Origin of the sequence: Stenotrophomonas sp. SI-NJAU-1 (assembly GCF_020883215.1) — a bacterium.
Taxonomy (GTDB): Bacteria; Pseudomonadota; Gammaproteobacteria; order Xanthomonadales; family Xanthomonadaceae; genus Stenotrophomonas; species Stenotrophomonas indicatrix.
Map to the genome: position 1 here is coordinate 4,396,168 of NZ_CP086598.1, position 18,473 is coordinate 4,414,640.

Below are 18,473 nucleotides of genomic sequence, written 5' to 3' on the forward strand. Positions count from 1 at the left end.
GCGGTGCTCGGGTCTCTCAGGCTTCAGCGGCCGGGGTTTCGCGCAGCTGGCGGTAAACCGCCGACAGCTGGGATACGTCTTCGGCGGAGAACAGCAGCTTCAACGCCGGCGAGACTTCGTGGCGGTCTTCCTGGCCGCCGAGGCGGGTCAGGATGTGGTTGTCCTTCATCTTCTGCACCGCCGAGGCGACACGGCGATTGAAGCCGGCGCGGTCGGTGGACAGGTTCTTTTCGTAGATGGCCAGTGCTTCGGCCATTTCAGCATCGGCGACCACGGCGCGGTTGCCACGCGCATCGGCTTCGCCCAGCTGCTGGCGCAGGTACAGCAGCAGCACCGAATCGATGAAGGTCAGCGGCGAGGTGCGCAGCAGTACCGGTGCATCGACATCTTCGGTGTCGGCCTGGCGGGTGAACGCCACGCCGCTGTCACGGTCGAGCACCAGTTCCAGGAACAGGTCCGACAGCGCCGAACGGATACCGGCTTCGCTGCGGATCAGTGCCGGCCACAGCTTGGCGTGACGCAGCTGGTCGATGCTGGGGCCGATCAGCAGCTGGCACAGCGCGCGGCGCGCATCCAGCGGCAGGCGGCCGGTATCGCCCATGTAGTAGACGTCGTTGCCGCGCCGGGGCTGGGCCACGGTCGCCACCGGTTCGGCCGGGTAAGCGTCTTCGGCCAGGTCGGCATGCGGTGCGTCGATGGGGTCTTCATGCCAGCTCATGGCGTCTCTCCTGGGTAAACCAAACCAGCGGGATGCGGGCACGACGGATCTGCCCGTCGCCACCTCGCCATTCGGCAAGCTCCTGTTCGCCGGCGATCACGCTGCCAAAGCGCGTGCCCAGCGAGAGGTAGCCGATGACACTGCCCAACCCCTGCGGTGCTTCGCGCTGCGACAGGGCCTGGGCAATGCTGAGTTTCGGCTGCCTGTCGAGCAGGTCGTGCAGGTCGCGGCGCAGGGTGCGGAAATCGATTTCCGACGACGCCACCAGATCGCCCACGCTTTCCAGGCTGATGCTGGCCGCATCGTTGTATTCGACGTTGCCATCGACCTGCGCGCTGCGCGGGTCGTGCAGCTTCCACTGCGACCACGAGCGCAGGCGGCTGGTGGTCAGCTGCAGGTCGCGGCCAATGGCGCGCTGCGCCGGGAAGTCATCGCGCAGTGCCAGAGCTTCGGACTGCGCCTGCTTCAACAGCTGGTTGAGGCGGCGCTGTTCCAGGTAGCCACGGCTCTGCACGAAACCACGCAGGCTGCGCGCGAAGTTCTGCAGCACGTCATGCACCTGGCCACCACGCTCGAGCATGGTGCTGGTGAAGCCGCGCAGGAAGTTGCGCTCGTTGCGATCCAGCCGCCGGGCGAAGCCACGGGCCAGCAGGGTCTCCAGCGCGGCATCGAGCTGGGCGCTCTGTTCGGCGTCGTTGAGCAGGCGCCAGAACGCCTGGAAACTACGGCCTGCGTCGCTCTCGCCGATCACGTCCACGCCTTCGAACAGCTTGGACAGCACGTCGCCGCGCTCGCCTTCGTCATCGATGATGCGTTCGCGGAAATCACGGTTGAGCTGCTCGAAGTCGTCGCGCACGCGGCGGAAATCTTCGGTCAGCTCGTCGGCCAGGCCAATGATCTGGCGCGTGCGTTCCAGCGCGCGCTTGCCGTCCAGGGCCGTCACACGGCCAGCGCTGACACGGGCGATCTCGGCATCGATGCGGTCGCGCTCGTCGCGCAAGGCGGACAGGCGCGCGTCCGGGTCGGCCTCGGTCTGCGCGGCCAGCTGCGACAGCTGTTCGATCACCAGTGCCAGACGGCTCTCGGTGGCGGCCACGCGGGCCTGCTCCATGCTGTCGGCGAAGCGGATCGCCTGCAGCGCCTGGGTCGAGAGCTCGTACTGCTCCTGGTCGGCGCCTTCAGGCAGCCGGCGTTCCAGCCAGCCCTGCGCGAGCCAATGGGCGACGTAGGCCTGCGCGGTCCGCGGCAGCTCGCGCGACAACTCGTCGCCGTTGAGCTGGTCCAGCGCACGCTGCAGGCGCTCGTTGAGGACCGATGCCGGCAACGTGCGATCGCCGTCCATCAGCAGGCCCTGCAGCAGGCCGATGATTTCCGGTGCGTGGTCGGCGGCGAGCAGCTTCCATTGCGGCTGTTCGCGCAGGTGGCGGTAACGGGTGATGCGTTCGCGGTGCTTCATGCAGCGAGATCGGTCGGAAGGGCGCGGCGGCCGGCGCGCGCGCGAAGGCGCGGCGCAGGCACGGCGAAAGCGGCGGCCGCGGGCGGCCGCCACCGGGAGGCGACGGCGCTCAGCGCTTGCCGCCCACTTCGATGAAGCGCAGGAACTCGGCGCGGGTGCGGGCATCCTCGCGGAAGCTGCCCAGCATCTTCGAGGTGACCATGCTGACGCCGCGCTTGTGGATGCCGCGGGTGGTCATGCACTCATGGGCGCCTTCGACAACGACGCCGACACCGACCGGCTGCAGCACGTCCTGGATGCACTGGGCGATCTGCGCGGTCATCTTTTCCTGCACCTGGAAGCGGCGGGCGTAGGCTTCGACCACGCGTGCCAGCTTGCTGATGCCCACCACCTTGCCGGCCGGCAGGTAGCCGACGTGCACGCGGCCGATGATCGGCGCCATGTGGTGCTCGCAGTGGCTTTCGTATTCGATGTCGCGCAGGACGATCAGTTCGTCGTAGCCGGCCACTTCCTCGAAGGTGCGTTCCATGTAGGCGCGCGGGTCGTCGCGGTAGCCGCTGAACCAGTCGCCATAGGCTTCGGCCACGCGGCGCGGGGTATCCAGCAGGCCTTCGCGGGTCGGGTCCTCACCGGCCCAACGCAGCAGGGTGCGCACGGCATCCTCGGCCTGGACCTGGGTCACTTCGCCTTGCGGGGCGGCCTTTTCGTTGTTCTTGCTCATTGCATACAGCGCCCGAACGGGGGGCGAGCATCGTACCCGACCGGGGGGTGGGTCGTCCTCTGGGGACGGTTCATCGGGAGGCCGCCCGGCGCCGGATTGCTATCGATCTGGAGCGGGAAGGGCGGCAGGGCAGGACACGCCGTAAACCCATCCATGGGGGCTCGGTCGGCGCATCCATGCGCCTCACGGTCCTGCCCTGCCGCCCTTCCCGCTCCCTGACGGTTTCCTGCGGGCGCGGCCGGTCCGCCCGAAAGCGGGGTCAAAAGCTGGGGTTCATGGCTTCGGAGGGTGTCCTGGCTGCTGCTGTGGTGGGTGCGGACCGTTGGTCCGCACTGCTTCTGCCCTTGCCTTTGAAAGAGCCACCCCTCCGCGCCCGCGGGATGTGGGGTGGGTGGCGGAGGGCCGGGCGGGGTAGGACCGTGAGGCGCACGGATGCGCCGATCGAGCTTACAGGGACGTACTTGCAGCGTGTCCTACCCCGCCCGGCCCTCCGCCACCCCAACCGATAGCCAGCAGGCGCAACGCTTTCCTCAATACAACCCACCCATTCAGCAAAACCTATTGATAGGAATGAAATTAGTAGTATCCTATTTATTACTTATGGACCGACCCCTCGACGAGCGCACCGTGCTGCAGATGCAGCTCAGCTCCGGCCTGCTGTACGCAGGGCGGCAGTGGCAGCGCCTGGCCGACAGCCGGTTGGGCAGCTACGGCATCTCCACCGCCTGCACCATGCCCCTGCTGATGATCGGCCGCTCCGGCGGTGGCATCCGCCAGGTCGCGCTGGCGCAGCAGCTGGGCATGGAAGGCCCTTCCCTGGTGCGCCTGCTGGACAAGCTCTGCGCCAGTGGGCTGGTCCGCCGCGAATGTGATGCCAGCGACCGCCGCGCCAATCTGCTGTGGCTGACCGAGGAAGGCCAGGCGTTGGTGCGCGAACTGGAAGACCAGTTGATCGGCCTGCGCCAGGACGTGTTCGGCGAGCTTTCCATGGATGAACTGCATGCCGTGCTGAAGGCATGGCGCCTGCTGGCCGAGGCTGCCGACCGCATCACGTAAGTCCGTTGTCGGTGAATACCGCCGCTGCCGTGCACGCGCCAGCGGCTTTTGCCCGTTGCCGTTGTCCTGTTCCACCTCCCCTTCCCCTACCGTCCCCGCCCCTACCGATGCCCGGTGAATTCAGTCTCCACGGAGTGTTCGTCCCGACCCTGCTCGGGTTGATGGTGTTGGCCTACCTGGTCAACAGCGGCCTGCACGCGCTGCTGCAGCGTGCCGGTGCCTATCGCCACGTATGGCACCCGGCGCTGTTCAACCTGGCCTTGTACGGGATCGTGCTGGGCCTGCTGTTCCACCTCCTGCGTTGGATGCAATCGTGAACAAGATCGTGAAGAAGACCCTGCCGGTGCTGTTTACCTGCGCAGCCGTGATCGTCGCCCTGCTGGTGCTGCGCCAGCTGTGGGTCTACTACATGGATGAGCCGTGGACGCGCGACGCCCACGTCGGCGCCGACGTGGTGCAGGTCGCGCCGGATGTGTCCGGCCTGGTCGAGACGGTGCAGGTAGCCGACAACCAGGCAGTGAAAAAGGGCGACCTGCTGTTCGTGATCGATCGCGCGCGCTACCGCATCGCACTGGAGCAGAGCCGCGCCAGCCTGGCCGAACGCCAGGCATCGGTCGCGCAGCTGCGCCGTGAGATCGGACGCGACCGCAGCCTGCAGGATCTGGTGGCCGCCGAGGACGCCGAAGTGCGCCGGGCCAAGCTGCAGGCCGCACAGGCCGCATTGGCCACCGCACAGGCCGCGGTCGACCTGGCCGAACTCAACCTGGCCCGCACCGAAGTACGTGCACCGGCCAATGGCCGGGTCAACGACCGCACCATGCGCGTGGGCGACTACGTGGTGGCCGGCAAGCCGGTGCTGGCGCTGCTGGATACCGGTTCGTTCCGCATCGATGGCTACTTCGAGGAAACCCGCCTGCGCGGCGTGGCCCCGGGGCAGCGCGTGGACATCCGCCTGATGGGCGAAGACACCCCTCTGCACGGCCATGTCGAGAGCATCGCTGCCGGCATCGAGGATCGCTACCGCAGCAATGGCAGCACGCTGCTGCCGAACGTGACCCCGGCCTTCGACTGGGTGCGGCTGGCGCAGCGCATCCCGGTGCGCATCGCCATCGACGAGGTGCCTGCCGGCGTGGAGCTGATCGCCGGGCGCACCGCCACGGTGACCGTGGATACCGGCCGCCACGTGCAGAACAAGAAGGCCGGCGCTGCGCCGACACAGGCGGGCCTGTGAACGCCGCCCTGCCCCGCCTTGGCCTGATCGTCGCGCTGGCCAGCCTGGCCGCGTGCAGAACCGTCGGCCCGGATTACGCATTGCCCGAGGGCTCGGCGTTCAAGCGGCCGCAGGCGAATGCCGCGTTCATCGATACCCACAACCCCGAAGTGGCTGCCAACCAGGCACTGCCGGCACGCTGGTGGTCGCTGTACAACGACCCGGTGCTGGATGGGCTGATCACCCAGGCGCTGCGCGACAACGTCGAACTGAAGGCTGCCGACGCGCATCTGCGCCGCGCTGCTGCGGTGTACGAGCAGGCGATGGACGCCGGTGGCTTCGAGTACGAGGCCGAAGCCGGCGTCAGCCGCGCACAGTTGTCGGCCGAGTCGTTCCTGCAGGAGCACGAGCTGCCGGTGATCAACCTGGCCGACGGAAAGTTCGCGGTGAGCTACCAGTTCGACCTGTTCGGCAAGCTCAAGCGCGGTGCCGAAGCAGCCCGCGCCGACGAACAGTCGGTGGCCGCTGCACGTGACCTGGCCCAGGTGAGCGTGGTGGCCGAGGTGGCCGACAGCTACCTGGAGATCTGCCACGCCAACCACGAACTGCACGTAGCCGAGCATTCCCTGCAGCTGCAGCAGCGCAGCCGTTCGGTCACCCAGCGGTTGATCAGCGCAGGCCGCAGCACGCCGCCGGAACTGGCGCGCGCCAATGCCCAGGTCGCGCTGCTGGAAGCCGCCTTGCCCCCGCTGCAGGCGCAGCGTTCGGCCGCCGCCTATTCGCTGGCGGCACTGCTTGGGCAGACCCCGGGCCAGCTGCCGGCCGGGGTGATCGACTGCGCGCACGCACCCACCCTTGCCCAGCCGCTGCCGGTCGGTGATGGCCGCGCGCTGCTGCAGCGCCGTCCCGACATCCGCCAGGCCGAACGCAAGCTGGCCTCGGCCACCGCACGGATTGGTGTCGCCACTGCCGAGCTGTACCCGGACATCCGCCTGGGCGCCTCGGCCGGCGCCGCCGGCCTGCTGGAAGACTTCGGCCAGCCAATGACCCAGCAGTGGTCGTTCGGCCCGCTGATCTCGTGGACGCTGCCGTCCTCGGGCACGCATGCACGCATCCACGCCGCCGAGGCTGGCGCCGATGCCGCGCTGGCCGAGTTCGACCATGCCGTGCTGCAGGCACTGCGCGAAACACAGACCGCACTGGACCGCTATGCGCAGGATCTGCGCCGCCTGCAGTCGTTGCGCGTGGCGCAGGAGCAGGCTGCGATGGCCGCAGAGCAGAACCGCCGGCTGTACCAGGGTGGCCGCACGCCGTACCTGTCCAGCCTGGATGCCGACCGCAGCCTGGCCAGCAGCGATGCCACCCTGGCCGCGGCCGAAGCCCAGGTCTCGCGCGACCAGATCCATCTGTTCCTGGTACTGGGCGGTGGCTGGCAGGACAGTGCCGCGTCTGCGTCTGCGCCGACGGCGGCGAGGTAAGCGATGAACGGGCTGACCGACCGCCAGGCCTGGCTGTTCTCGATCAAGACCTACCTGGCAGCGATCGTCGCGCTGTATATCGCCATGGCCGGCAACCTGTCGCGCCCGTACTGGGCGATGGGCACGGTGTACATCGTCAGCCAGCCGCTGCTGGGCCCGACCCGGGCCAAGGGCGTGTACCGCATCCTCGGCACCCTGGCCGCCGGCCTGGCCACCCTGCTGATGTTGCCCGCCCTGGTGGAAACGCCGCTGGTGCTGAGCGCAGCGATGTCGATCTGGCTGGCCGGCTGCCTGTTCCTGGCCCTGCTCAACCGTGGCCCACGTGGCTACGCGTTCCTGCTGGCCGGCTACACCACTGCATTCATAGGTTTCCCGGCGGTGACCTCGCCGGAGACCATCTTCGACACCGTGGTGGCGCGCAGCGAGGAGATCATCCTCGGTACGGTGGTAGCGGTGCTGTTCGCCTCACTGCTGTTCCCGGCCTCGGTGCGGCCGATGCTGGGCGCTCGCATCGGCAACTGGATGGAGGACGCAGCGCAGTGGTGCCGGCAGATCCTCGAGCGTGGCCGCGCGCATGCCCCACGCAACCGGCTGGCCGCCGACCTGGTGCAGTTCGAGGCACTGATCGAGTTCCTGCGCCGCGATGACCCACGCCATGCCGGCGCGGCCGTATCGATGGAGCGCCTGCGCGAACGCATGCTGTTGCTGCTGCCGGTGCTGTCATCGATCGCCGACCGCCTCAGTGCGCTGCGCAGCGATGGACAGACCCTGCCTGAGGGCTTGCCGACGCTGGTCGATGACATCCACGACTGGATCGACACGCCGTCCAGTGCCAGTGACTACGCGCGCCTGCGCGCACGCATCAGTGCGCTGAAGCCGCAGGTGGACCGCGATCTGCAGCACCTGCAGCTGGCCAGCCTGCTGCTGCGCCTGGAGGAGCTGGTGGACCTGTGGCAGGACTGCCGCACCCTGCAGCACGCGATCGACCAGGGCACCGCGCCGCTGGACCGTGCGCACTACCGCATCCGCACCGAACGCGCCGCCACCGACAAGCACGTCGACTACGGCATGGCACTGTTCTCCGCGCTCAGCGCCGGCGTGGCGCTGATGAGCTACTGCGTGCTGTGGATCGGCCTGGGCTGGGAGGGCGGTGGCAACGGCGCGATGATGGCCGCGGTGACCGCCGCGTTCTTCGCGGCACAGGACGACCCGGCGCCGAGCATGGTCTCGTTCCTGGTGTGGGCGATGGTGGCTTCGCTGGTGGCCGGCGTGTACCTGTTCGGCGTGTTCCCCGCCGTGCACGATTTCGGACTGCTTGCGCTGGTGCTGGCGGTGGTGTTCCTGCCGTTGGGCCTGCTGCTGCACCACCCGAAGAGCGCGCTGTTCGCGCTGCCGCTGACGGTCAACCTGGCCGCGCTGCTCAGCCTGCAGAACACCTACAATGCCAACGTGCAGACCTTCGCCAACTCGTCGATCGCGATGTTCATCGGCATTGGCTTTGCGGTGGTGATGACCCGGCTGTTCCGCTCGGTGGGTGCCGAATGGACCGCGCGCCGGCTGGTACGGCAGGGCTGGACCACCCTGGCCGAAGCGGCCGAAGGCCGTGGCCAACAGGATCGCCAGCGCTTCGCCGCGCGCATGCTGGATCTGCTCGGCCTGCTGGCACCGCGCCTGGCGGCGACCCCGGAAGGCAGCGACATCGCCTCGGTGGACATGCTCAACGAGGCGCGCATCGGCCTGAACATCCTGCAGCTGCGCCGCGCCCGCCTGGAGCTGCCGGAGCGCAGCCGCGAGGCGGTCGAGCACATCCTGGAGGAGGTGGCCGTGCACTATCGCCGGCAGATCGCCGTACGCAAGCCGATTGTGGCGGCCGAGGCGCTGCGCGAACGGCTGGACACCTCATTGGGCCGGGTCGGCAGCGTGGCCGCCTGCAAGGCGCGCGACGAGGCGCTGATGGGCCTTGTCGGCCTGCGGTTTGCGCTGTTCCCGGAAGCAAAGGCGTTGGCGCCGGGATTGACGGACGCCGCAGCGCCGTCCGTCTGATGCGATCCACCGGGCATGGCCCGGCGCTACCATCGTCATCCGGTAGCGCCGGACCACTCCCGGTGTCCTTACGCCACGGCAACAGGATGGTTCAATGAGTTACGACATGATGGTGTTCGAAGCCAGCGTCGCCCCGCGTGAAGCGGCAGCGTTCATCGCCTGGTTCGAGAAGCAGGCGCAGTGGGGCGAGAGCCACGAGTACGACGACCCGGCGGTCAGCAGCCCGGCGCTGCAGGCATGGTTCGCGGAGATGGCGCAGGAGTTTCCGCCGATGAACGGCCCGCTGAGCAATGACGATGATGATCGCGCCGAGGTGACCGAGTACAGCATCGGCCGCCATGTGATCTATGGCGCGTTCGCGTACTCGGTGGCCGAGCGCGCGCATGGTCGGGTGCAGGACCTGGCCGAGAAGCACGGCGTGGGGTTCTTCGATGTCAGTGCGGACGAAGCGGCGATCGTGTATCCGGATGGCTTGGTGTTGATGCCGGAATAGGTTTGGCGGCAGGGCTGCGCCCTGCACCTGCCGAATCAACGGCAACGGCAACGTCAACATCAAATGCGTGCTCTCCGTGGGTTGGCGGGGTGGGTCCGGTTGCGGGGGACGCTGCAAGTCCCCCTCCGGGGCCCGGCCCAGCCGCTGGCGGCTGTGCGTTCGGGCGCTTGCGAAGCAGTGCTTCGCAAGCAAAGCGCCCTCACCCCTGTAAGCTCGGTCGCGCCATCCATGGCGCTCACGCCCCCGCAACCGGACCCACCCCGCCTTCGACAGATTTCCGCGATCTGTCGGAACGGCGCTCTGTGATGCTGTTGGTGGGTGTCAATCTTCGTCGACACGGTAGATCCACGCCGTGCGTGGATGAAGGTGACCGACGTGATGGTAAGGCTGGCGTTTAGAACAACGTGCCCTGCACGGTGGGTTCTTCGCCGCGCACCGGTTCCTCGGTCACCTCTTCCGCACCCAGCCGCCAGGCCAGGCCACCGAGGCGGCTGGCATGTCGTTTCAATGCCGCCTCCAGCACCTCGGCGCTGCCGGCCACCTGCAGGCGCTGGCGGGCGCGGGTCAGGCCGGTGTAGACCAGTTCGCGCGACAACACGCGGCTGTCCTGCCTCGGCAGCTGCAACCACACTTCATCGAACTCCGAACCCTGCGCCTTGTGCACGGTCATCGCGAAGGCGCTCTCGTGTGCAGGCAACGCGGCCGGGTGGAACGCGCGCGGCTGGTCGGCGGTCTCGCCGGGGAACCAGGCCACCATCGCACCGCTGCCATCGCGCAGGCAGATGCCGATATCGCCGTTGAACAGGCGGTGGCGGTAGCTGTTTTCGGTGATCAGCAGCAGCCGGCCCTGGAAGTAGCCCGGGGTGTTGCCAGCCAGCAGCTGTTCAATACGGCTGTTGAGGCCACGCGCGCCCTGCGGGCCTTCGCGCAGTGCGGTCAACACGCGCAGGCGGCCGGCCTGCTGCAGTGCCTGCGCCGGGTCCACTGCGTCGGCCAGTGCGCGCCAGTGGTCGAGCAGATGCTCGCGCTGGCCACGCAACGGGTCCGCCTCGCCTTCATGGAAACGGACACCAGCCAGCCCGCCACTGCGCAGCAGGCGCAGGGCGGTACCACTGTCACCGCCACGCACGGCCTGCGCCAGCGGCGCCAGGTCCAGCGCATCACTCTGCCGGTAGCCACGCTGCAACTGCACGCGGCGGCCTGCGAACGCGCGCGGCGGTGCCTGCGGCTGCAGCGTCGCCGCTGCCAGCAGTCCATGCAGCGCCTGCGCATCGTCGGCGCGGGTGCCGATGCCATCGCCGCTGGCGCGCAGGATGGCGCTGAGCACATCACCGGCTTCCACTGACGGCAACTGGTCGGGATCGCCGAGCAGGATCAGGCGGGTACCGCTGGCGATCGCGTCGACCAGCTTGGCCATCAGCGGCAGGTCGATCATCGAGGCTTCGTCGACCACCACCACGTCCACCGGCAACGGGTTGTCGGCGTGATGGCGGAAGCGCGGTGAATCGGGAATCACCCCGAGCAGGCGATGCAGGGTCGTGCCTGTACTGGGCAGCGCGGTGCACAGCGCCGGATCCAGCCCCTGCTCCTGCAGCCGCTGTACGGCCAGGCGCAGGCTTTCGGCCATGCGCTCGGCGGCGCGGCCGGTGGGTGCGGCCAACGCTACCTTCGGCACGGGCAGGCCCTGGTGCCGCGCCTGTGCCGCCAACAGCAGCAGCAGGCGGGCAATGGTGGTGGTCTTGCCGGTACCGGGACCACCGGTGACCAGGGCCAGCGGGTGGCGCAGAGTTACGCCAGCCGCACGGGCCTGGTGGTCCTCACCCGTTGCGGCGTGCGGGAACAGACGCGCGAACAGGGGCGCCACGGCGGCCATGTCCGGTGCAGGCAGCGGATGGCGGCCGATGCGTTGCAGGCCGACGGCCAACTGCCGCTCGTATTCGCGGTAGCGGCGCAGGTACAGCAGACCGTTCTCCAGCACCAGCGGCGCTTCCGCGGCGGCGGCACTGGCATCCTGCGGGGTCGCCACCCAGGGCGAGGCCTGCAGCTGCGCCAGCCACTGCGCAGGTTCGGGCCATGCCGGAATGCCATCGATCACGCGCTGGGGCTGGCGCGGATCGAAGCCAGCGTGCCCCTGCGCCACGGCCAGCGAGGCCAGTGCGGCGGCCAGTGCCACGTCGTCCGGCGTGTCTTCGCGCAGGCGCTTGAGGCTGATGGCCAGGGCGTGGTCCAGGGTGCGCAGCTGGCCACTGCGATGCAGATCGCGCAGCAGGTTCATGCGGTTTCTCCGCGCGCGCGCGCTGCCATATCGGCCTGGGCTGCTTGGCCGCCCGCAAACAAGGCATCCAGCGCATCCACCAGCTCAGGCGCGAAGCGCTGCACGTGCACGCCATTGCCGGCAATATCCAGGCCCCGGCAGAACAGATAGCGGATACCGCCCATGTCGCGCGCGTAGTCGTATGCCGCGCCCAGGCGGAAGCGCAGCCAGCGATGCAGGGCCACGGTATAGATCAGCGCCTGTAGGTCGTACTCGCTGTGGCGCATGGCGATCTCCAGCAAGTCCGGGCTGTAGCCCGGCAACCGGTTGGATTTGTAGTCCAGCACATACCAGCGGCCATCACGCACGTAGGTCAGATCGATCTTGCCGGTCATCAGCCCTTCCAGCCTTCTGCGCAGGCCGAAACCGCGCCGTGCGCTGGAGATGCCATGCTCGTGCAGCAGCTGCAGCAGCATCGGTACCGCGGTCGGCTCGATGGCGAAGTGGAACTCGATCTCGGCCCGGCGCTCATGCTCGGGCACGCTGCACAGCGCACCGCCTTCGGGCAGCGGTACGGTGAGGGTGTGGCCGACCAGCGGCACCAGCACCGCCACGCCATCGTCCAGATCCTCGTCGGCATAGCCTTCGTCGTGCAGCGAGCGGCGCAGCACGTCGGCCTGTCCCTCCGGTGCCGGTTGCTGCGGCTGCCAGTGCGACCACAGTGCGAAGTCGACGTTCTCCAGTGCATCGTGCAGCACATTGCCGAAGCGGCTGCCCATGAAGCGCGGATCCGGCGGCGCTGTGTCTTCTGCGGCAGCGTCCGGCAACGCCGGTTCCAGCGGCAGCTCGGCACCGGCGGGTTCGTCGGCAGCCGGTGCCGGCAGTTCGGTGGCCGCCGCTTCGATATCGTCGCTGTTGCCGGCGTCGGCATGCGCCAGCTGGGTGAAGCTGTAGACCCACCAGTCATGTGGCACACGGCGGGTCAAGGCACGCACCGCCGGCAGCTCACCTTCGGTTTCGGCCAGCAGCTGCGGCAGGCGACCCGGCGGCGCACGGTCATCCAGGTCCACGTCCGCGTGCGCACGCAGCGCCTGCAGGTCGCCCAGCAACGGCGCCAGGCGGGTCTTCGCATGGCCTGCCAGATCGCCGGTGGCGATCCACAAGGCATGCTCGGCGCGGGTCAGGCCCACGTACAGCAGGCGCGCGTCTTCTGCACGCTGTTCGCGCTCGCGCTGGCTGCTGGCCGCGTCCCAGGCGTCGTCCCTGTCCAGCTTCCAGTGCAGCTGGCGCTCACCCTGCAGGTGCACGGTGCAGTGGGTGGCGGTGTTCGGCGCGCCGCCATCGATGCCCACGAACGGCAGGAACACCAGCGGGTATTCCAGGCCTTTGCTCTTGTGCAGGGTGATGATCTGCACCCGTCGGGCGTCGGACTCCAGCCGCAGCAGCTGCTGCTCGTCATCCTGGTCGGCGTTGGCCATCTGCCCCTGCAGCCAGTCCAGCAGGCCGTGCATGCCCAGTGCCTGCGCGGAGGCTTCCTGCAGCAGTTCGCCCAGCTGCAGGTAATTGGTCAGGCGCCGCTCGCCATCGATCAGTGCCAACAGGCGCTCGCCCTGCGCGGCGCAGACATCGGCTACCACCGCGAACGGGCCGCCACGCTGCCAGCGCTCGCGCCAGTGCAGCAGCTGGGTCTGGAACCCGCGCTGCAGGTCTCCCTCACGCTCCATGCTGGCAATCGCGCTCGCGCGCTGCCCCAGCAGCACCGTTGCCAATGCAGTGCGCAGGCGTCCCTCGTCGGCCGGTTGCAGCAATGCCAGCAGCAACGCACGCAGGTCACGAGCCTCGCTGGTGGCAAACAGGCTCTGCTTGCCGGCCGCCACCGCGGGAATGCCGACGGCGGCCAGCGCACGCTGGACCAGCGTGGCTTCGCGATGCGAGCGCACCAGCACGGCGATATCGCCGGGTTGCACCGGGCGTCCACGCAGCAGCGCAGTGCCGGCACGCGCCTCCAGCAGGATCTGGTGGATCGCAGCCACGCAGGCCTGGGTGGCCGCGTCGCGCGACGCATCGGCGCCAAGGGCCTTTTCACCGTCGCTGCGCAGCAGGCGCAGGGTCAGCGCCGGTGCGGCCCGGCCATCGCGCAGGTAGTCCTCATCGACACGCACGCCACCGGGCCGCACCGGCTCGAACTGGATGTCGGGTTCGAGGAAGGCATCTTCGCCAGCGTTGTCGTACAGCGCCTGCAACGCGCGCAGCACGGCCGGGCGCGAACGGAAGTTCTGGTCCAGCGCCGGTGCCTGCTCGGCCACCTGCTTGGCTTTCAGGTAGGTGTGGATGTCGCCGCCGCGGAAGCCATAGATGGCCTGTTTGGGGTCACCGATCAGGAACAGCGCCGGCTGCAGCCCAAGTTCGTCCACCTCCGGCGAGGCACCGAACACGGTATGGAAGATGCCCCACTGGCGGTCATCGGTATCCTGGAATTCATCGACCAGGGCAATGCGGTACTGCGCCCGCAGCGGCTTGACCAGGGCCAGCCGCTGCGGCCCTTCCAGCGCGCGGGCGACGCCGTCGATCAGATCGTCGTAGGTCTGCACGCGACGCACGCGCTTCAGCGCCGACAGGCGCTGGGTGGCTTCCTCGCGCAGGGCGTGCAGGAAGTTCAGTGCCGTGGCACGCAGCCATTGTTCGCGCTGGGCCAGCAGTGCCACGTAGCGCTGCAGCGGTGCCTGCAGCGGCGAGGACGGCGTGCGCTCGGCGAACTTCTTGTTGGTCTTGGCCACCAGCGCATCGGGCAGCAGCGCCGGCAAGCGGTCGCTGGACAGCAGTTCGGCTGCGTCGCCGCGCTCGGCCCAGCCCAACAGCTGCCGGCCCAGCGGGTGCAGCCAGCCCAGCTTGTAGGAAACGCCGTTGATCCACTTGTTGTCGACCGCTTCGCACAGGTCCAGGAAGAAGCGCTCACCATGCTCGCGCACGGCCATCGACAGTTCCGCCGCCGTGCGCTGCAGCGCCGGGCGTGGATCGTCCACGGCCAGCGGCTGCAGTGGCGGGTGCAGCGGTGGCGATGCCAGCAGCGCGCGCAGGTCAGCCGCCAGCGCATCCGGGTGGGACCACAACCAGGTCAGCGGTTCCAGCGTTGCCGGGTCGTTGGCATGCACCCGCCACAGATCGGCCGCCAGTTCTTCCAGCAGCTCGCGATCGCTGGCCAGCAGCTCGGGTGGGTCGAAGGTATGCCCGCTCTCGAGCGCATGTTCGCGCAGCACGCGGGTGCAGAAGCCGTGGATGGTGAAGATCGCAGCCAGGTCGATCTCATCGGCGGCTACCTGCAGGCGCCGCTTCAACGCTTTTGCGGTTTCCGTGCCGTCCTGCAGATGACGTTGCAGCACCTGCCGGGTCAGCAGCGCATCGGGTGTTTCATCGTCGCCCGGCGACAGATCGACCAGGCGCGCAGCCAGGGCCAGGCGCTCGCGGATGCGCTTGCGCAGTTCCTGGGTGGCGGCGTCAGTGAAGGTCACCGCCAGGATCTGGCCGATACGCAGGCCCTGCTCGACCACCAGACGGGTGAACAGCGTGGCCAGGGTGAAGGTCTTGCCGGTGCCGGCACTGGCTTCGATCAGTCGCGTGCCATGCAGCGGCAACGCCAGGTAAGGGTCGGGGCAATGCGTGTTGATGGGAGCGCCCTCGGCACCGCTGCTCATGCGAGGCCCGCCTGTGGATCATTGCCGAAGCTGCGCCCTTCGCGCACGGCGCTGAAGACCACCTGGCTGTTGCGCAGCAGGTCGGCGTAACTGGCGTCGTCGGCGAACGCGTCGGCGCCACGCAGCAGCAGCTGCCAGGCATCACTGTTGGCTTCACCCCAGCTGCGGTCGCTGCCATGCCATTGCTTCCAGCCTTCGCTGCGCTGCTTTTCCACTGGCGCGTTGAACAGCACCCAGCCGGTATAGGGCGCAAAGCGCAGTGGTTCGCGCAGCCCACGCTGGCGCAGCTGCAGCAGCGCGCGCAATGCCGCGCGTGCTGCGGGCACGGTCAAGGCAGGCAATGCATGCGGACCGGGGCCGGCATCACCGCCGTCATGGAACTGCACCAGCGGCAAGGCATCGCCGGCGGCGTTGGCCAGCAGCCAGTCCAGCCCCTGGCGGATCACCGCGTTGCCGTTCAGGGCGCCGGCGCGCAGGCGCACCAGGCCTTCGGGATGGCGATCACCGACCCGGCCATGCAGGCGCACGCCGTCGATCTCCACTTCATAGCGGCGGCTCTCCAGCGGCGTGCCCTGCAACCAGCCCAGCATCGCCGTGGCATACGGTCGGGTCTTGAGCCGCTCCACTTCAAACTGGCGCTCGCCGAGGATGCCCGACGGCATGAGCCCGCGTGCGCGCAGCCGCGGGTACAGCGGCTCGCTGTCACCGGCCAGGGTGGCCTGCACCACGGCCAGCTGCACACCGCGCTTCTCCGGCCCGCGCGAGGACAGCACCAGCGGCTCCAGGTCGTCGACGTCCTCGACGTCGTCGGCCAGGCGCAGGCCCAGCGACTGTGCGAGGAACTGCCCGGCCGGATCACACAGGAAACGACGCAGGCTCTCCAGCGAGACCTCTTCTTCCACCGCGTCGTCCACCGGCGGCGGCAGTGCGGCGTCGAACCACGGCAGCAGGCCGCCGCGCTGCCCACCCAGTCGCCCCGCGGCCGGGTGCCACTGCCGGCGGTAGCTGAAGCGGCGTGGATCGCCGTCACCGAAGGCGGCTGGCGAGAACGGCTGCAGCGCGTGGCGCACGGTGAAGTCCCGCGTGGCGGTCGACGGATCGAGGTGATACGCCGCTGCGGCATCGATCAGTTCGCTGACCAGCACCGAGGGTTCGCGCACGCTGCCATCGCGCGGGTCCGCGCCGAGGTAGCTGAGGTAGAACACGTCCTGCGCAGCAGCAAACAGCTGCAGGAACAGGAAACGATCGTCTTCGCGGGTGGAGCGGTCGCCGGGACGGCGGCGCGGCGTATCCAGTTCGGCGGTGAGCTGGTTGAGGCCGGCGGCCGGGTCGCGACGCGGGAAATCACCATCGTTGAGGCCGAGCACGCAGATCACCCGGAACGGCAGCAGGCGCATCGGCACCATGCGCCCGAAGCTGATGCCACCGGTCAGCAACGGCGCGCGCGTATCGGCCTCGGCAAGCGCACCGGCGAAGTGCGCACGCACCACCTCCGGTGGCACCCCATCGACGAACCCGGCCTTGTGCGCATCCTCGGCGAACTGGTTGAGCAGCTTGCGCAGGCGCTCCAGCGCGCGCTGGCTGTTGGGCGAGCTGGGTGGTGTCGGCAGCAGGGCATCGAGCAGCGACAGCAGGCGCTGCCGCCACTGTGCCGGGGTCAACAGTTCGCCGAGCCGGCGCTGGTAGATGGCCAGCACGCGCAGCAGGCGCAACAGCCGGTCCAGCGCATCCAGCGCCCCGCCTTCCAGTTCGATCCACGGGGCCACCCCGGCCAGATCCACCTCGCTGCCGGTGGCGTGGCCCAGCAGCAGGCGATCCAGCGCGAACTGCCAGGTGTAGGCGTCATCGCTGGGAGCCTGCAGCTGGTGGCGATGCTGGGCATCCAGGCCCCAACGGGCGCCCGCCTGCTGCAGCCAGCCATGCAGTCGGTCGAAGTCCACCGCTTCCAGGCCGGCGGCCTCGGCCAGTGGGGCACTGGCCAGCAGGTCCAGCACCTCGTTCAGGCCAAAGCGCGAAATCGGCAGGCCAAGCAGGTGCACGAACACATCGGCCAGCGGCTCGCCGGCCAACGGACTGCTGTCGGCCAACGCGTAGGGAATGTGTTCGTCCTCGCCCCCCCGTCCGCCGAACACCGCTTCCAGATAGGGCACATACGGATCAATGTCCGGCGCCAGCACGGCAATTTCGCGCGCCTGCAGCGGCGGGTCGAAGCGCGGGTCCTGCAGCAGGCTGCGCAGCTGGTCGTGCAGCACCTGCAGCTCGCGCAGGCGGGTGTGGCAGGCGTGCACCTGCAGGCTCGGGTCGTCGCCGCGCAGGCTGTCGCGCAGTTCACCGGAAGGCAATGCACGACGGTGGAACAGGTCGCGCTGCAGGCGGTGCAACAGGCTGTCGGACAGCCCGCCCTGGGCCATCGTCGGCCGCGTATCTTCCTCCGGGTCGGAATAGGCCGCGATCTCACCGGCCGGATGCACCACTTCGTAGCTGCCCAGCACCGCCATGAAATCACGGCCGGCTGCCCCCCACGCTTCCAGCAGGCGGTTCTCGCCGGCAGCCTCGCCGAACGGGTCCGGAGCACCGCTGCGCAGGCGCTCTGCCAGGGTCTGCAGGTCGCCCCAGTAGGACTGCACCGGCGTGGGCAGATAGAAATGCAGTTCGCCCACCCGCGACTGGGTGGCCATCACCCGCAGTACGTCGGGCGAGATGTTGAGGGTGGCGAATGCCGACATCCGCGGTGGCAGTCCCTGCGGCAGCGGCTGGCCGGCACCCTCGAAGCGGTCCAGGTAGGCCTGGATGCGGCGCGCGCGGTAACCCTGCCCGGCGGCGATGCTGCGCCACAGGATGGCCTGCGGATCGGCGGCGTCGGCGCCGGCTTCCCAGCGCAGCAACCAGTCGCGGCGCCAGGCCTGGTACTTCTCGAACACCGAGGCCAGTTCGCCGGCCAGGGCCCAGGGTTTGAGCACGTCGCCCCCGGCAAGATAGGACTGCAGCGCGCGCATCGGTGGCTGTGCCAGCAGCTGCGGATCGCGCAGGGCCTGGTACAGGCGCCAGTGCAGGGCGGCCGCGTCCAGGTCGTCGGCTTCGCCCTCCACATTGGCGTTCAACGCACGGGCGACGAACTCACCGGGGGTCAGGAATTCCAGGTTGGCGGCTACGCCATACTCGGCGGCCAGTGTCGCCTGCAACCAGCGCCGCATCGCCACCTGCGGGATCAGCACCACCTCCGGCGCCAGCAGCGGTTGTCCCGGCACCGGCACACGCACGTTGCGCGCCAGCAGGGCAGCCAGCACGTCCAGCGAATTGGAATGGTAGAGGCGAAAATCGCTACCCGGGTCACTCATCGTGCACAGTGTGC

At 68.9% G+C, this 18,473-nt stretch carries 12 protein-coding genes; 6 read left to right on the plus strand and 6 right to left on the minus strand.

The window, feature by feature from the left end:
• Positions 1–16: 16 nt before the first annotated feature.
• The 3 genes from LMF57_RS19950 to folE form a co-directional block, all read right to left on the minus strand.
• A complete protein-coding gene (locus LMF57_RS19950) occupies positions 17–718 on the minus strand; it encodes a DUF4194 domain-containing protein (RefSeq protein ID WP_117311786.1) in 702 nt (233 codons plus the stop codon).
• Positions 705–2,174, minus strand: a complete 1,470-nt coding sequence (locus tag LMF57_RS19955) for a DUF3375 domain-containing protein (protein WP_025875659.1) — start codon at positions 2,172–2,174, stop codon at positions 705–707. The genes LMF57_RS19950 and LMF57_RS19955 overlap by 14 nt, the downstream gene beginning before the upstream one ends.
• Positions 2,175–2,283: 109 nt before the next feature.
• Positions 2,284–2,895, minus strand: a complete 612-nt coding sequence (gene folE / locus LMF57_RS19960) for a GTP cyclohydrolase I FolE (protein WP_025875657.1) — start codon at positions 2,893–2,895, stop codon at positions 2,284–2,286.
• Between the two features lie 600 nt (positions 2,896–3,495).
• Here folE and LMF57_RS19965 point away from each other — a divergent pair.
• The 6 genes from LMF57_RS19965 to LMF57_RS19990 all read left to right on the plus strand — a co-directional run bounded on the left by LMF57_RS19965 (position 3,496) and on the right by LMF57_RS19990 (position 9,175).
• Positions 3,496–3,951 (plus strand): MarR family transcriptional regulator, encoded by a 456-nt coding sequence (locus LMF57_RS19965; protein ID WP_025875653.1) that lies wholly within the window; start codon positions 3,496–3,498, stop codon positions 3,949–3,951.
• A 107-nt stretch (positions 3,952–4,058) separates the two neighbouring features.
• A complete protein-coding gene (locus LMF57_RS19970) occupies positions 4,059–4,268 on the plus strand; it encodes a DUF1656 domain-containing protein (RefSeq protein WP_025875651.1) in 210 nt (69 codons plus the stop codon).
• Positions 4,265–5,182 (plus strand): HlyD family secretion protein, encoded by a 918-nt coding sequence (locus LMF57_RS19975; RefSeq protein WP_229290466.1) that lies wholly within the window; start codon positions 4,265–4,267, stop codon positions 5,180–5,182. The genes LMF57_RS19970 and LMF57_RS19975 overlap by 4 nt, the downstream gene beginning before the upstream one ends.
• Positions 5,179–6,639, plus strand: a complete 1,461-nt coding sequence (locus LMF57_RS19980; RefSeq protein WP_229290467.1) for an efflux transporter outer membrane subunit — start codon at positions 5,179–5,181, stop codon at positions 6,637–6,639. The genes LMF57_RS19975 and LMF57_RS19980 overlap by 4 nt, the downstream gene beginning before the upstream one ends.
• Before the next feature lie 3 nt (positions 6,640–6,642).
• Positions 6,643–8,682 carry an FUSC family protein gene (locus LMF57_RS19985; protein ID WP_229290468.1) on the plus strand — a complete coding sequence of 680 codons (2,040 nt, stop codon included), beginning with the start codon at positions 6,643–6,645 and terminating at the stop codon, positions 8,680–8,682.
• A 94-nt stretch (positions 8,683–8,776) separates the two neighbouring features.
• Positions 8,777–9,175 (plus strand): hypothetical protein, encoded by a 399-nt coding sequence (locus tag LMF57_RS19990; RefSeq protein WP_032978532.1) that lies wholly within the window; start codon positions 8,777–8,779, stop codon positions 9,173–9,175.
• Positions 9,176–9,569: 394 nt separating this feature from the next.
• Here LMF57_RS19990 and recD read toward each other — a convergent pair whose 3' ends face one another.
• From recD to recC, 3 genes are read right to left on the minus strand one after another with little or no spacing between them, the layout of a single operon-like run.
• Complete coding sequence (gene recD, locus LMF57_RS19995; RefSeq protein WP_229290469.1) at positions 9,570–11,450, minus strand: exodeoxyribonuclease V subunit alpha; 1,881 nt, start codon at positions 11,448–11,450, stop codon at positions 9,570–9,572.
• The gene (gene recB / locus LMF57_RS20000) at positions 11,447–15,121 is read right to left on the minus strand and encodes an exodeoxyribonuclease V subunit beta (protein ID WP_229290470.1); all 3,675 of its coding nucleotides are present in this window, start codon (positions 15,119–15,121) and stop codon (positions 11,447–11,449) included. Before recB ends, recD begins: the two co-directional genes overlap by 4 nt.
• On the minus strand, positions 15,118–18,459 hold the full coding sequence (gene recC, locus LMF57_RS20005) for an exodeoxyribonuclease V subunit gamma (RefSeq protein WP_229290471.1): 3,342 nt from the start codon (positions 18,457–18,459) through the stop codon (positions 15,118–15,120). Before recC ends, recB begins: the two co-directional genes overlap by 4 nt.
• Positions 18,460–18,473 lie beyond the last annotated feature (14 nt).